This is a genomic window from Xenophilus arseniciresistens (assembly GCF_028023875.1).
Classification (GTDB): Bacteria; Pseudomonadota; Gammaproteobacteria; order Burkholderiales; family Burkholderiaceae_C; genus Xenophilus; species Xenophilus arseniciresistens.
The window spans coordinates 23,114-35,802 of record NZ_JAQIPB010000001.1 but is presented as its reverse complement, the minus strand read 5'-3'; the positions used below and the strand labels follow the sequence as shown (position 1 = coordinate 35,802).

Sequence of the window (12,689 nt, the reverse complement as noted above, 5' to 3'; positions counted from 1 at the left end):
CCGGCATTCTGGCGCGCGGCAGGCGTGCCGCCATGACCTCCGAGGTCATGGACCCTGTGCAGCCACGGCGAGACGATGCGGCCCAGCACGGCACACCGTCGCTGCCGCGCACAGACCCTTGAAGGAGCCTGCCATGTCTTCCATTGCTTCCCTTGTCGCCTCTCCCCGCTTCCTGCCCCGCGTGATGGCGCTGGACGCCGCCTCCTGCGCGCTGACCGGCGCCGCCCAGCTCGGCTTCACCGACGCGCTGGCCCGGCTCACCGGCCTGCCGGCGGGCCTGCTGACGGGCACCGGACTGTTCCTGCTGGGCTATGCCGTGGTGGCGGCCTGGCTGGCCCTGCGCCAGCCGGTGCCCCGCATCCTGATCGGCCTAGTGGCCATGGGCAACCTGGGCTGGGCCGTGGGCTGCGTGCTGCTGATGGCAGCCGGGCCCTTTGCGCTCAGCGCCCTCGGCATGGCCTGGCTGCTGGCGCAGGCCGTCACGGTGCTGCTGCTGGCCGATGCGCAGTGGATGGGCCTGCGCGCCACGCGCACGCCGCGCGCGGTGCTCGCCTGAGGCGCCGCATGGCGGGCCCTGGGCCACGGCGCACCCTCGCTGCGCCAATACCGGCGCTCGCCATGAGGGCGCGCCGCAGGCCTACCTCGCGCGCCATGGAAGCCTGCTATCTTTTGTGCGTGCCGCTACCCGGGCGGCGACCACGATCGAAGAAGGAGCGCAATTCCATGGCTGCCGCCACCTCTCAGGCCCCGTCCTCCGCCGGGGCCTTCGCCCCCACCCTCAAGACCTTCAAGACCGCATCCGGTGAATCCGGCAAGTTCTGGTCGCTGAAGGAGCTGGCCAAGCAATACCCCAACGTCACCAAGCTGCCGGTGTCGATCCGCATCGTGCTGGAGTCGGTGCTGCGCAACTGCGACGGCCAGAAGGTGACCCCGGCGCACGTGGAGCAACTGGCCAACTGGCAGCCCAATGCCGACCGCACGGAGGAAATTCCCTTCGTCGTCACGCGCGTGGTGCTGCAGGACTTCACGGGCGTGCCGCTGCTGGCCGATCTTGCTGCCATGCGCAGCGTGGCCGCGCAGTTGGGCAAGTCGCCCAAGACGATTGAGCCGCTGGTGCCGGTGGACCTGGTGGTGGACCACTCGGTGATGGTGGACCATTACGGCACGCCGCAGGCGCTGGACCTGAACATGAAGCTGGAGTTCTCGCGCAACAACGAGCGCTACCAGTTCATGAAGTGGGGCATGCAGGCTTTTGACACCTTCGGCGTCACGCCGCCGGGCTTTGGCATCGTGCACCAGGTGAATCTGGAATACCTTGCGCGCGGCGTTTACAAGTCTGCCGACGACAAGGCCGATGTGCCGGTGTGGTACCCCGACTCGCTGGTGGGCACCGACAGCCACACCACCATGATCAACGGCGTGGGCGTGGTGGGCTGGGGCGTGGGCGGCATCGAGGCCGAGGCCGCGATGCTGGGCCAGCCCGTGTACTTCCTGACGCCCGACGTGGTGGGTTTCGAACTCACGGGCCAGCTGCGCCAGGGCGTGACGGCCACCGACCTGGTGCTCTACGTCACGCAGATCCTGCGCGGCGAGAAGGTGGTGGGCAAGTTCGTCGAATTCTTCGGCCCCGGCGCGGCCTCCATCCCCGTGCCCGACCGGGCCACCATCGGCAACATGGCGCCCGAGTACGGCGCCACCATGGGCTTCTTCCCGGTCGACGACAAGACCATCGACTACTTCCGCGGCACCGGCCGCACCGAGGCCGAGATCGAGCGCTTCGAGGCCTACTACAAGGCGCAGGGCCTGTTCGGCATGCCCGGTGCCGAGGGTGCCTCCCAGTCCGCGGGCGAGGTGCAGTACACCAAGATCGTCAAGCTGGACCTGTCCACCGTCACGCCCAGCCTGGCCGGCCCCAAGCGGCCGCAGGACCGCATCGACCTGGGCCATCTGTCGGCGCGCTTCAAGGAGCTGTACAGCAAGCCCGTGGAGGCCAACGGCTTCAACCAGCCGGCCGATCGCCTGCTGCCTCGCGTGACGCTGGCCAACCAGCCCGAGGAAGCGCCGGTGAAGATCGGCAACGGGGATGTGCTGATCGCGGCCATCACTTCGTGCACCAACACTTCCAATCCCAGCGTGCTGCTGGCCGCGGGGTTGCTGGCCAAGAAGGCGGTGGAGGCGGGCCTGACCGTCAAGCCCCATGTGAAGACCTCGCTGGCCCCGGGCTCGCGCATCGTCACCGAATACCTGCAGAAGACGGGCCTGCTGCCTTACCTCGAAAAGCTGGGCTTCTATCTCGCCGGCTATGGCTGCACCACCTGCATCGGCAATGCAGGCGACCTGGCGCCCGAGATCAATGACGCGATCACGCGCAGCGACCTGGTCTGCGCGGCCGTGCTCTCGGGCAACCGCAACTTCGAGGCGCGCATCCACCCCAACCTCAAGGCCAACTTCCTGGCCTCGCCGCCGCTGGTGGTGGCCTTTGCCATCGCGGGCAACGTGATGGTGGACCTGATGACCGAGCCGGTGGGCAAGGGCACCGGCGGCAAGGACGTGTACCTGGGCGACATCTGGCCCAGCGCGCAGGAGGTCTCGGACCTGCTGGGCTTTGCGATGGACGCCAAGGCCTTCCGCCAGAACTACAGCCAGATCGCCGCCAACCCCGGCAAGCTGTGGAGCAGCATCAAGGGCGTGACCGGCGACGTGTACGACTGGCCTGACTCCACCTACATCGCCGAGCCGCCTTTCTTCGCGGGCTTTCGCATGCAGCCCCATGCCACGCAGGTCGGGGTGCAGGGCGCGCGCGTGATGGCGCTGTTCGGCGACTCCATCACCACCGACCACATCTCGCCGGCCGGCGCCATCAAGGAAAGCTCGCCGGCCGGCCAGTACCTCAAGGCCAACGGCGTGCAGAAGGCGGACTTCAACAGCTACGGCTCGCGCCGCGGCAACCATGAAGTCATGATGCGCGGCACCTTTGCCAACGTGCGCATCAAGAACCTGATGATCCCGCCGGCCGCCGACGGCTCGCGCGAGGAGGGCGGCGTGACGCTGTTCCAGCAGAGCGGGCCGCGCCAGGGCGAGAAGATGTTCATCTACGACGCCGCCATGGCCTACATGGAGGCGGGCACGCCCACGGTGATCTTCGCGGGCGAGGAATACGGCACCGGCTCCAGCCGCGACTGGGCGGCCAAGGGCACGCAGCTGCTGGGCATCAAGGCCGTGGTGGCGCGCAGCTTCGAGCGCATCCATCGCGCCAACCTCGTCGGCATGGGCGTGCTGCCGCTGCAGTTCCTGGGCACCGATTCGTGGGAAGGCCTCAAGCTCGTGGGCAACGAGAAGATCGACATCGTGATCGACGGCGAACTGAGCCCGCAGCGCGATGACGTCAAGCTCGTGGTGCATCGCGCCGACGGCCAGGTGCAGGAGCTGGCGGTGCGCCTGCGCATCGACACCCCCATCGAAGTCGAGTACTACCGCCACGGCGGCATCCTGCCTTTCGTGCTGCGCCAGCTGCTGGCCGATTGAGCGGGCGGCGCGGCGTTGAGCCGGGGGCTCCGGCGCCCGCGAACCCCGCACGTCCCACGCTCAAGTTCCCATGCGCTCAGGCATGATCGGCGCATGAGTGGATTGCAAGTTCTGGTCGTCGGCGCAGGCATCGGCGGCCTGGCGGCCGCGCTGGCGCTGGGGCGCGACGGCCATCGGGTGGAGGTGCTGGAGCAGGCGCCGGCCTTCGAGGCATTCGGCGCCGGCATCCAGCTCGGCTCCAACGCGGTTCGACGGCTGCATGCACTGGGCCTGCAATCAGGCTTGCAGGGCATCGCGGCCAGCCCCAGGCGGCTGGTGATCCGCAGCGCGCAAAGCGATGCCGAGCTGGCGCAGATGCCCTTCGATGCCTCGCGCACGCAGCGCTATGGCGCGCCGTATTTCTGCGTCCATCGCGCCGATCTGCATGCGCTGCTGTTGGGCGCCATCCAGGCGCAGGGCCTGCAGCAGGTGGGCCTGCACACGGGCGTGCGCATCTCGCGCATCGCCACGCGCGGCGGCGAGCTGGTGTGCGCGGCAGCCGACGATGCGCGCGCCTGGGAGGCCGATGCGCTGGTGGGGGCAGACGGTCTTTGGAGCAGCACCCGTCAGCACGTGATGGAAGCCGACACGCCGCCCCACCGCACCGGCCACACCGCGTGGCGTGCCTTGCTGCCCCAGGCCCAACTGCCAGAGGCGCTGCGCAGCGACTGCATCCAGGTCTGGCTGGGCGCGCGGCTGCATGGGGTGGCCTATCCCGTGCGGGCCGGCGACTTTCTCAATGTGGTGGTGCTGGCCGAGGCAGATGAGATGGCCGATGCCAGGGACTGGAATCAGGCATCCACCCAGGCCGTGCTGCGCAAGGCCACCGGCCAGGTGCGTGCCGCAAGCCTGCAGGCTTTGCTGGAGGCGGTGCCAGCCTGGCGCGCCTGGACGCTGCATGACCGTGCGCCGCTGAGCGGACCGGCCCAGATGGCGCATGAACGCATCGCCTTGCTCGGCGATGCCGCGCATCCCATGCTGCCCTATCTGGCGCAGGGCGCCGGCATGGCCATCGAGGACGCCGTGAGCCTGGCGGCCGAACTCAAGGACTGCAGCCGCGCCGGGCTGCCCGCGGCCCTGTCACGCTATGCGCAGCAGCGCTGGGCCCGCAACGCCCGCGTACAGGCAAGAGCCCGCCGCAACGCGCGCATCTTCCATGCCACCGGCCCCTTGCGCCTGGGCCGCGACCTGGCCATGCGGGTGGGCGGACAGCGCGTGTTGGATGTACCTTGGCTTTACGCTGGGTAGAGAAGGCCGGCGCGTAGTCCGTCACGCTATGCAGGAGGGCGCCAACTCAGGGCACCCGAGAATCTGGCTCCGCCAGTCCTCCGGGTGCGCCCCCCTCCCGCAGGAGAGGGGGGAGCCGCGAAGCGGCCTGGGGGGTGTTGCGTCTAGTACGCGCCGCACAGCGCAAAGGCGTAGCGCGAATCCTGCGCCTCTTCGCTGCCGCGCCAGCGGGGCAGCTGCAGATCGGTGGCCGCGCGTGGCAGGTCGAGGTTGGAGAAGCGGCGCAGGACGCCTGCGCCGGCTTCGCGCAGGGAAAGGCCAGGCCGCAGCCGCGCCACTTCGACATGGTGGATGCGGCGCTTGTTGTGATGCACGATGGCCTGCTGGTCGCCGTCCAGCAGGTACAAAGTGCCTTGCTCCGATTCAAGCACGTCGCGAAAGCGCTGCCACACGGCGACCAATGAGGGCTTGATGCTGTGCAGGGTGCAGCCGGCCGCCCTGGCATGGGCATGCAGCTCGGCATTCAGCGCCAGCGGAATGCAGGACACCACCTGCTCGCCACTGGCGGCCGGCGTCGCGAAGGAGAAAGCCGCGGTGCGGGCGTCGCGCTCGTAGAGCTGCTCATAGCGTGCACGGGCGTAGCTGTCGCGCAGGCTGAGGTCCACGGCCTCGGGGGACCAGGGCAGCACGAAGTACTGGGCTTCGCTGGGGCCGATGACCCAGCCCAGCGTGCGACGCGCAGGCGCATCGCCGATCCAGGCCCCCAGGCGCTGCATGGCCTGTGAACGCTCGCCGCGATGGAAGGAGAAGCTGGCGGTGCGCGTCAGGCGCCGCAGGCCCCACCGGCGCTGCACTTCGCAGGCGATCAGCGAGTCCGAAGCCAGGTGCACGCTGATGTGGGCGCTGGAGAAAACGTCGGCCATGGTCATGCGCGCTATTGAAAGCCAATCCGCCTGCGCTGTGACCTACCAGCTTTGACAGGTGCCCGAGGGGTGCGCGGCCCGCTTTGCGACCGCACAATGACATTCATGTCCACCACATGCGACCGGAAGATGGGGGCTGGACGGCTTCCCGGCGGGGAGGCCGGAGTCCCCGTGCCGCCTGGCCGGGGGACTGTGTCTTGATCGGCGAAGCGTCAGTGCAGCAGGCCGCGCATCAGCGCCTGGACCACGGCCGCCGTCTTGTTGGCGACCTTCAGCTTCTGCACTGCGTTCTTGATATGGAAATTGACCGTGGGGATCGAGATGGCCAGGATGTCGCCGATGTCTGCGGCCGTCTTGCCGTCAGCCGTCCACTTGAGCACTTCGACCTCGCGCGCGGTCAGGGCCTCTTCCTGTGGCGGCACGTAGCGGCTCTGCATCAGCCGCGACAGCGAAAGGTGCGCCGATTGCACCAGCCAGCGCATCTTGGTCTCGTTCTCGCGCAGCTCCTGCGCAGAGAAGGGGTCGCCCCCTCGCGACAAGGTGAGCATGCCCCCCACGCCAAAGCCATCCAGGCTCGATTGCGCCCAGCCCACGCACAGGCCGGCGCTGCGCGCTTCCTCCCAGAACTGCGGCGTGCCAGCAAACATCTCGTCGGTCCAGATCAGCGGCTGCTGGCTCAGATGGCCCAGCCGCACGCTCGGGTCCACCTGCAGGTAGCCGGCTTCCATGTAGCGCCGCTGCCATTGCTCGGAGTAGTTGTTGAGCGTCAGCACCTTGGGGTTGGAAACCGGAATGGCCAGCCGCAGGCCATAGGCGCAATGGTCGAAGCCCAGCTCGCGCGCGGCGCGCAGCAGGGCCTGGAAGACCACGGCCTCATCGGTGGCGCGGTCCAGGGCGACCAGAAGATTCTCGGCAAAGGATTGCACGAAGGGCCTGCTGGGTGGATGCGTGACAAGGCGCGTGGAGGAGCCCCGAGCGGTGCCCCGGGGCGCCGCATGCGCGGCAAGAAAAATCGACGGCATTCAATTTACACCAAATGTTTCTATCTGCCGAGCGTCCCGGCGAATGAACTTTTCGGTCCTCGAGGAGGCGCGACATGACTTCCCCCATCCAGGACGGCCTGCTGCACCTGCGCCAGGCCGAGCTCGAAGCCCTGCCCCTGGAGCACCTGTGGTCGGGCACCGATGACGACGATCTCAGTGCAGCCCAGGACTGTGGCCGGCTGGCCACCTTGTCGGGCTACACCGAGTGGGTGAGTCCGCAGGCCAGGACGCTGACGCTGGGCTGGGACTGGCAACTGCTTGCAGGCGCGGAGCGGCCCAGGGTCATGCGCCGCGGCTTGCCGCGCACCAATATCCAGGTGCTGGACGAGAGCCTGCGTCCGCTGCCCTGGGAGCACAACCTTCAATGGCTGGCGGCCTTCATCGATCGCATCGACTGGGCTTCGCCGGCTTTCGAGGCGGTTTGTCAAAAACATGTGAACTGAGCGCAACCGCCTTTTGATGACGCGCTGATCGCGCGTGCGGCCTGAGCCGCCAGACGCTGTTGACCCCTGCGGGGCCCGCGGCGGGGCGGAGCGCAACTATCAGACTTGGTAGTTTCTTCTGCGGGCCGGTGGAGCTGCAATGAATGGATACAACCACTCGGCTCCAATCATGCAAATGCTCACAGGTCGCTGCGGCGACATCGCTCCCCAGCTCTTTGAAGAAATCGGCCGCTACCGCCACAAGGTTTTCGTCGAGATGCTCAAGTGGGAGCTGCTGCTCGACGAGCCCGGCATCGAGCGCGACCAGTTCGACCGCGAAGACACGCTCTACGTGGTGGCGCGCGACGAGGCGGGCGCCGTGATCGGCACCGCGCGGCTGCTGCCGACCACCCGGCCCTACCTGCTGGGCGAAGTCTTCCCCGAGCTGCTGGCCGGCGCCGAGCCGCCCCGGGACGAGCGCGTCTGGGAACTGTCGCGCTTTGCGGCGGTGGACTTCGGCAAGCCGGTGGGCAATGCCATGGGCCAGTTCTCGGCCTACGTGGCGGCTTCGCTGCTGGCGGCCTCGCTGGAGGCGGCAAGGGCCCAGGGCGCCGAGCGCGTGATCACCGTCTCGCCGCTGGGCATCGAGCGCCTGCTGCGGCGCGGCGGCTACCGCTCACACCGTGCCGGCCCGCCGCAATTGATGGGCGGCCATCCCATCTTCGCGTGCTGGATCGACACGACCGACCCGGCTTGCCTGGCTCAGCTGGAGCGCGATCGCGTCGAACTCGCGCACTGAGAAGGTGTGAACGAACCCCACATGTCCGCTCATCCCGCCCAGAGGCGCGCCCTCATCGTTGCAAATGCTCGCCATAGCCCGAGCTATGGCTGCGCTTTGCGCCTCGATGGCGCACCTCTGGACGGTCTGCTCGGCCACGCGGGATTCATTCACACCTTCTGAGCCTGCGGGCGCGGCACGCAAGTGATCCGGCGCCTCCTTCCTGACGTACAGCGCACGAGCCGCAGGCATGTCGCCTTGCGGGCTGCCCCCGAGGGCGGCAGCACGACGACAGGAGCCTGGCGTGGCAGTGCATCGCAGGATCGTGAACGCGTTGAATCGCGGGTGGCTGGGCGCGTGGATGGCGGGCCTCGCCCTGGCCTTGCTGGGCGGCTGTTCGGGTACCGGCGCCCTCAACACCTTGTCGGCGCATGGCAGCGCCTACACCCTGCAGACTGACGTGCCCTATGGGCCGCTGCCGCGGCAGAAGCTGGACATCTACACGCCCACGGCGGCCGCGCCCGCGCGGGGCTGGCCGATGGTGGTGTTTCTGTACGGCGGCACCTGGCGCAGCGGCGAACGGGGTGACTACCGTTTCGTGGGCGCGGCTCTGGCGACGAAGGGCATGCAGGTGCTGGTGGCCGACTACCGGCTCTATCCCGAAGTGCGTTATCCGGATTTCGTGGCCGACAGCGCCAAGGCCGTGGCCTATGGGCTGAGCCAGGCCCGGCGACTGGGGGCCGACCCCGGGCGCGTGTTCCTCATGGGGCATAGCGCTGGCGCCTACAACGCGGCGATGGTTGCGCTGGACGCGCGCTGGCTGCGGGCCGAAGGGCAGCGGCCCCAGGCACTGGCCGGCTGGATCGGCCTGGCGGGTCCTTATGACTTCTACCCGACTGAGAACCCCGACGTGCAGCCGGTGTTCTTCCATCCCGACTATCCGCCGCGCTCACAGCCCATCGGCTTTGCGCCCGCGGATGCGCCACCCACTTTTCTGGGCGCGGCCAGCGATGACCCGCTGGTGAGCCCGGAGCGCAATGCGCAGGCGATGGCGCAACGCCTGCGTGCGGCAGGCGTGCCGGTCACGCTGCGCCTGTACCCACGAGCCAGCCACGTGACCTTGATCGGTGCGCTGGCATGGCCCCTGCGCTGGGCCGGACCGGTGCTGGACGACGTGCGGGCCTTCGTCGATGCGCCCCGAGCCGCCGATGGCCCTTGAGGCCTCCTCGCCAGATCACAGGGCCGTGCGCAGCGTCCAGATCTCCGGAAACAGCACCACGTCCAGCATCTTGCGCAGATAGCTCACGCCGCCCGTGCCGCCCGTGCCGCGCTTGAAGCCGATCACGCGTTCCACGGTGGTGACATGGCGGAAGCGCCAGAGGCGGAAGGCATCCTCGATGTCGGTGAGCTTTTCGCCCAGTTGGTACAGGTCCCAGTGCGCGTGCGGGTCGCGGTACACCGTCAGCCAGGCCTGTTCCACACCGGCGCTGGCCTCGTAGGGCTGGGTCCAGTCGCGCTCCAGCCGGTCGGCGGGCACGGGAATGCCCTGGCGCGCCATCAGGCGCAGGGCCTCGTCGTACAGAGAAGGCGCGCGCCAGGCGGCTTCCACCTGCGCCAGCAGCTCGGGGCGGTGTGCGTGCGGCTTGAGCATGGCCGCGTTCTTGTTGCCCAGCGCGAACTCGATGCAGCGGTACTGCGCGCTCTGGAAGCCGCTGGAGTTGGCGAGGTAGGGGCGCATGGCCGTGTACTCGGGCGGCGTCATGGTCGACAGCACGGTCCAGGCATTGACCAGTTGCTCCATGATGCGCGAGACGCGCGCCAGCATCTTGAAGGCCTCGGGCTTGGTGTTCTCCGACGGATTGGCAATGGCCAGGATGGCCGCGCGCAGTTCGTGCAGCATCAGCTTCATCCACAGTTCGCTGGTCTGGTGCTGCACGATGAAGAGCATCTCGTCGTGCGCGGGCGAGAGCGGATGCTGCGCGTTCAGCACCTCGTCCAGGTGCAGGTAGTCGCCATAGCTCATCGATTTGCTGAAGTCGAGCTGCGCCTTTTCTTCGTGGACGATGTCTTCGGGCCGGCGGGCGCCGGGGTCGTGGGGGCAGGTCATGGGGTCACCTCTTGGCGTTGGCGTGGCGCAGTGCTCCGCGGGCCCCGCGGCCAAGACCGGGGGCTGCGTGGAGCAGTTCGTTGCAAGGCTTAGGCCAGAACGGCGGCGACGGCCTGGGCCACGGTGTCGACGTTCTTGGTCGACAGGCCGGCGATGCACATGCGGCCCGAGCGCACCAGGTACACGCCATGCTCGGTACGCAGGCGGTCCACCTGCTTGGGCGTCAGGCCCGTGTAGCTGAACATGCCGCGCTGGGTCAGGAAGTAGTTGAAATCGCGCTTGCCTTCGAAGCGCGCGTTCAGTGCGGCATACAGGCGCTCGCGCATGTCCTTGATGCGGGCGCGCATGTCGCCCAGCTCGGCTTCCCATTCGGCGCGCAGCTCGGGGTTGTCCAGCACCTGCGTCACCAGGCGCGCGCCATGCGTGGGCGGGCTGGAGTAATTGGCCCGCACGGCCGACTTGAGCTGGCCCAGCACGCGATCGGCTTCTTCCTTGTCCTTGCACACGACCGACAGGCCGCCGCAGCGCTCTCCGTACAGCGAGAAGCTCTTGGAGAAGGAGTTGGAGACGAAGAAGCGCACGCCCGCATCGGCCAGCGAACGCACGGCAAAGGCATCGGCGTCCACGCCGTCGCCGAAGCCCTGGTAGGCGATGTCCACGTAGGGGATCAGCTCACGTTCGGCGATCACGGGGATCAGCGTGCGCCACTGGTCCTGTGACAGGTCCACGCCCGTCGGGTTGTGGCAGCTGGCATGCAGCAGCACGATGCTCTGCTTGGGCAACTGCTTGAAGGTGGCCAGCATGTCCTCGAAGCGCAGGCCGCCCGTGGCATCGTCGTAGTAGGGGTAGGTGTTGACCTTGAAGCCCGCGCCTTCGAACAAAGCCTTGTGGTTTTCCCAGGTCGGGTCGCTGACCCAGACCTGCGAATCGCCGAAATAGCGGCGCAGGAAGTCGCCGCCGACCTTCAGGCCGCCGGAGCCGCCCAGCGTCTGCAAGGTGGCGATGCGGCCGCTGGTCACGGCTTCGTGCTGCGCGCCGAAGACCAGCTTCTGCACGGCCAGGCGATACGCGGCCATGCCTTCCATGGGCAGGTACGAGCGCGGTCCGATGTTCTGCAAGAGCGTGGTTTCGGCCTTGCGCACGGCCGACATCACGGGCAGCCTGCCTTCGTCGTCGAAGTAGATGCCGATGCTCAGGCTGACCTTGTTGGGGCGCGGGTCGGCCTGGAAGTCCTCCATCAAGGAGAGAATCGGGTCACCGGGGTAGGCTGGAACGTGCTGGAACATGGAAGCTCGCGGTAGTGGAAGAGGGATGGATGTGTTTGTCAGATCGCTTGTCGAGGGCGAGTGGCGGGGAAGTTAACACTGCAAAAAATGGCATGGTGTCGGTTATTTGCAACGCCCAATCCAAATTTTGTCCCCCGTTTTATCAAAGGAACACATTCAAGGATTCTCAGCCCATGAAGCAAGTGATAGATGCCGGCTTGCCGCCCCTGAAGCAACCGTTCTCCTGGGCCGTCAAGGCCACGGGCGCCATGCTGTTCACGGCCCACGGCCCGGTGCGCCAGGACGGCAGCATCGACACCGGAAGCATCGAGGCCCAGACGCGCCTGACTTTTGGCAACCTGCGCCGCACGCTGGAAAACGCGGGCGGCACATTGGCCGATGTGACGCAGGTGCTGATCTACATGACCGATGTGAAGGACATGCCGGCCATCGATGCGGTCTACCGCGAGTTCTTCGAGGCGCCATACCCCAACCGCTCCAGTGCCGCCGTGGCCGCGCTGGTGGTGCCGGGCATGAAGATCGAGATCGTGGCGTACGCCATGCTGGCGCAAGGCTGAGCCACGGCGGGCCGCTGGCGGCAGCGGCTCAGCGCAGCGCGCGCAGCACTGCCCGCACGGGCGAAGCGTCGGCCGTCACCAGCTTCAGCGGCAGCGCGATCAGCTCGTAGTCGCCTTCGTCCACCGCATCGAGCACGAGGTTCTCCAGCACGCGCATGTCGTGGCGCCGGATGGTCATGTGGCTGGGCAGCTGCTTGCTGTCGGCCGGGTCGATGCTGGCCGTGTCGATGCCGATCAGCCGCACGCCGCGCTCGGCCAGTGCCTGCACGGTGGCCGGCGCGTAGGCGGCCAGCTGCGGGTCCCAGCGGTCCACGGGCATGCGTGCATAGGTGCGCACCAGCACGCGCGCAGGCAGGGTGTCGTCGATGGCGTGCGCGATGTGCGCCCATTCGATCAGCGGGCCGCAGCCTATCGCATGGATCACCCGGCAGGGGCCGAGAAAGGGCGCGAGATCGGTGTCGCCGATGCTGGCGCCGCCTTCGCTGTAGTGCAGCGGCGCGTCGGCATGCGCACCCACATGCGGCGAGAGCGTGATCTCGCTGACGTTGACGGGGCAGCCCGGGCCTATGCTGGCGGCCCACTTCTGCTGATAGGGCGTGTCGCCGGGGAACACGGGCGTGGCGGCGTGTACAGGCGGGGAAATGTCCCAGAGGAGGGGCTTGGGACCGGAGAAGGGCAAAGACATGGGCTGGAACTTAGCGCACCGCGCGCCCGCGTGGTGTCGGTTTGTTCCAACGCCACCTCGGCAATCGCGCAAGGGTCCCGCGTCACCGAGGTCGTTG

12 protein-coding genes are annotated in these 12,689 nt (G+C 67.9%); 7 read left to right on the top strand and 5 right to left on the bottom strand.

The genetic code is table 11. From position 1 onward, the window contains the following. Positions 1 to 133 precede the first annotated feature (133 nt). The 3 genes from PGB34_RS00165 (at position 134) to PGB34_RS00155 (ending at position 4,812) form a co-directional block, all read left to right on the top strand. Entirely contained in the window at positions 134 to 556 is a 423-nt protein-coding gene (locus PGB34_RS00165) for a hypothetical protein (RefSeq protein WP_271426044.1), read from the top strand. 167 nt (positions 557 to 723) lie between these two features. After that, positions 724 to 3,525 (top strand): aconitate hydratase AcnA, encoded by a 2,802-nt coding sequence (gene acnA / locus PGB34_RS00160; protein WP_271426043.1) that lies wholly within the window; start codon positions 724 to 726, stop codon positions 3,523 to 3,525. A gap of 93 nt (positions 3,526 to 3,618) precedes the next feature. Further along, positions 3,619 to 4,812: an FAD-dependent monooxygenase gene (locus tag PGB34_RS00155; RefSeq protein WP_271426042.1), complete on the top strand. Its 1,194-nt coding sequence runs from the start codon at positions 3,619 to 3,621 to the stop codon at positions 4,810 to 4,812. Positions 4,813 to 4,955: 143 nt separating this feature from the next. Here PGB34_RS00155 and PGB34_RS00150 read toward each other — a convergent pair whose 3' ends face one another. Together PGB34_RS00150 and PGB34_RS00145 are read right to left on the bottom strand one after the other, a co-directional pair. Next, positions 4,956 to 5,720 carry a hypothetical protein gene (locus PGB34_RS00150; protein WP_271426041.1) on the bottom strand — a complete coding sequence of 255 codons (765 nt, stop codon included), beginning with the start codon at positions 5,718 to 5,720 and terminating at the stop codon, positions 4,956 to 4,958. Positions 5,721 to 5,926: 206 nt separating this feature from the next. After that, positions 5,927 to 6,640 carry an autoinducer binding domain-containing protein gene (locus PGB34_RS00145; RefSeq protein WP_271426040.1) on the bottom strand — a complete coding sequence of 238 codons (714 nt, stop codon included), beginning with the start codon at positions 6,638 to 6,640 and terminating at the stop codon, positions 5,927 to 5,929. A gap of 170 nt (positions 6,641 to 6,810) precedes the next feature. Here PGB34_RS00145 and PGB34_RS00140 point away from each other — a divergent pair, with 170 nt between their 5' ends. From PGB34_RS00140 to PGB34_RS00130, 3 genes are all read left to right on the top strand, one after another. After that, positions 6,811 to 7,200: a DUF4902 domain-containing protein gene (locus PGB34_RS00140; protein WP_271426039.1), complete on the top strand. Its 390-nt coding sequence runs from the start codon at positions 6,811 to 6,813 to the stop codon at positions 7,198 to 7,200. A gap of 169 nt (positions 7,201 to 7,369) precedes the next feature. Beyond that, on the top strand, positions 7,370 to 7,978 hold the full coding sequence (locus PGB34_RS00135) for an acyl-homoserine-lactone synthase (RefSeq protein WP_271426038.1): 609 nt from the start codon (positions 7,370 to 7,372) through the stop codon (positions 7,976 to 7,978). A gap of 340 nt (positions 7,979 to 8,318) precedes the next feature. Next, positions 8,319 to 9,176 carry an alpha/beta hydrolase gene (locus tag PGB34_RS00130; protein ID WP_408647821.1) on the top strand — a complete coding sequence of 286 codons (858 nt, stop codon included), beginning with the start codon at positions 8,319 to 8,321 and terminating at the stop codon, positions 9,174 to 9,176. 15 nt (positions 9,177 to 9,191) lie between these two features. Here PGB34_RS00130 and kynA read toward each other — a convergent pair whose 3' ends face one another. Continuing rightward, complete coding sequence (kynA, locus tag PGB34_RS00125; protein WP_271426036.1) at positions 9,192 to 10,064, bottom strand: tryptophan 2,3-dioxygenase; 873 nt, start codon at positions 10,062 to 10,064, stop codon at positions 9,192 to 9,194. Between the two features lie 89 nt (positions 10,065 to 10,153). Beyond that, on the bottom strand, positions 10,154 to 11,350 hold the full coding sequence (locus tag PGB34_RS00120; RefSeq protein ID WP_271426035.1) for an amino acid aminotransferase: 1,197 nt from the start codon (positions 11,348 to 11,350) through the stop codon (positions 10,154 to 10,156). Positions 11,351 to 11,523: 173 nt separating this feature from the next. Here PGB34_RS00120 and PGB34_RS00115 point away from each other — a divergent pair, with 173 nt between their 5' ends. Beyond that, positions 11,524 to 11,907 (top strand): RidA family protein, encoded by a 384-nt coding sequence (locus PGB34_RS00115; protein ID WP_271426034.1) that lies wholly within the window; start codon positions 11,524 to 11,526, stop codon positions 11,905 to 11,907. A gap of 28 nt (positions 11,908 to 11,935) precedes the next feature. On the opposite strand, the gene kynB is transcribed toward PGB34_RS00115, so the two are convergent. Next, entirely contained in the window at positions 11,936 to 12,592 is a 657-nt protein-coding gene (kynB, locus tag PGB34_RS00110; RefSeq protein ID WP_271426033.1) for an arylformamidase, read from the bottom strand. Between the last annotated feature and the right edge of the window lie 97 nt (positions 12,593 to 12,689).

Coding starts and splice junctions, on each gene's coding strand:
- PGB34_RS00120 (WP_271426035.1), bottom strand. CDS start 11,350: ATGTTCCAGCACGTTCCAGCCTACCCCGGTGACCCGATTCTCTCCTTG.
- kynA (WP_271426036.1), bottom strand. CDS start 10,064: ATGACCTGCCCCCACGACCCCGGCGCCCGCCGGCCCGAAGACATCGTC.
- PGB34_RS00150 (WP_271426041.1), bottom strand. CDS start 5,720: ATGACCATGGCCGACGTTTTCTCCAGCGCCCACATCAGCGTGCACCTG.
- kynB (WP_271426033.1), bottom strand. CDS start 12,592: ATGTCTTTGCCCTTCTCCGGTCCCAAGCCCCTCCTCTGGGACATTTCC.
- PGB34_RS00140 (WP_271426039.1), top strand. CDS start 6,811: ATGACTTCCCCCATCCAGGACGGCCTGCTGCACCTGCGCCAGGCCGAG.
- PGB34_RS00130 (WP_408647821.1), top strand. CDS start 8,319: ATGGCGGGCCTCGCCCTGGCCTTGCTGGGCGGCTGTTCGGGTACCGGC.
- PGB34_RS00135 (WP_271426038.1), top strand. CDS start 7,370: ATGCAAATGCTCACAGGTCGCTGCGGCGACATCGCTCCCCAGCTCTTT.
- acnA (WP_271426043.1), top strand. CDS start 724: ATGGCTGCCGCCACCTCTCAGGCCCCGTCCTCCGCCGGGGCCTTCGCC.
- PGB34_RS00165 (WP_271426044.1), top strand. CDS start 134: ATGTCTTCCATTGCTTCCCTTGTCGCCTCTCCCCGCTTCCTGCCCCGC.
- PGB34_RS00115 (WP_271426034.1), top strand. CDS start 11,524: ATGAAGCAAGTGATAGATGCCGGCTTGCCGCCCCTGAAGCAACCGTTC.
- PGB34_RS00155 (WP_271426042.1), top strand. CDS start 3,619: ATGAGTGGATTGCAAGTTCTGGTCGTCGGCGCAGGCATCGGCGGCCTG.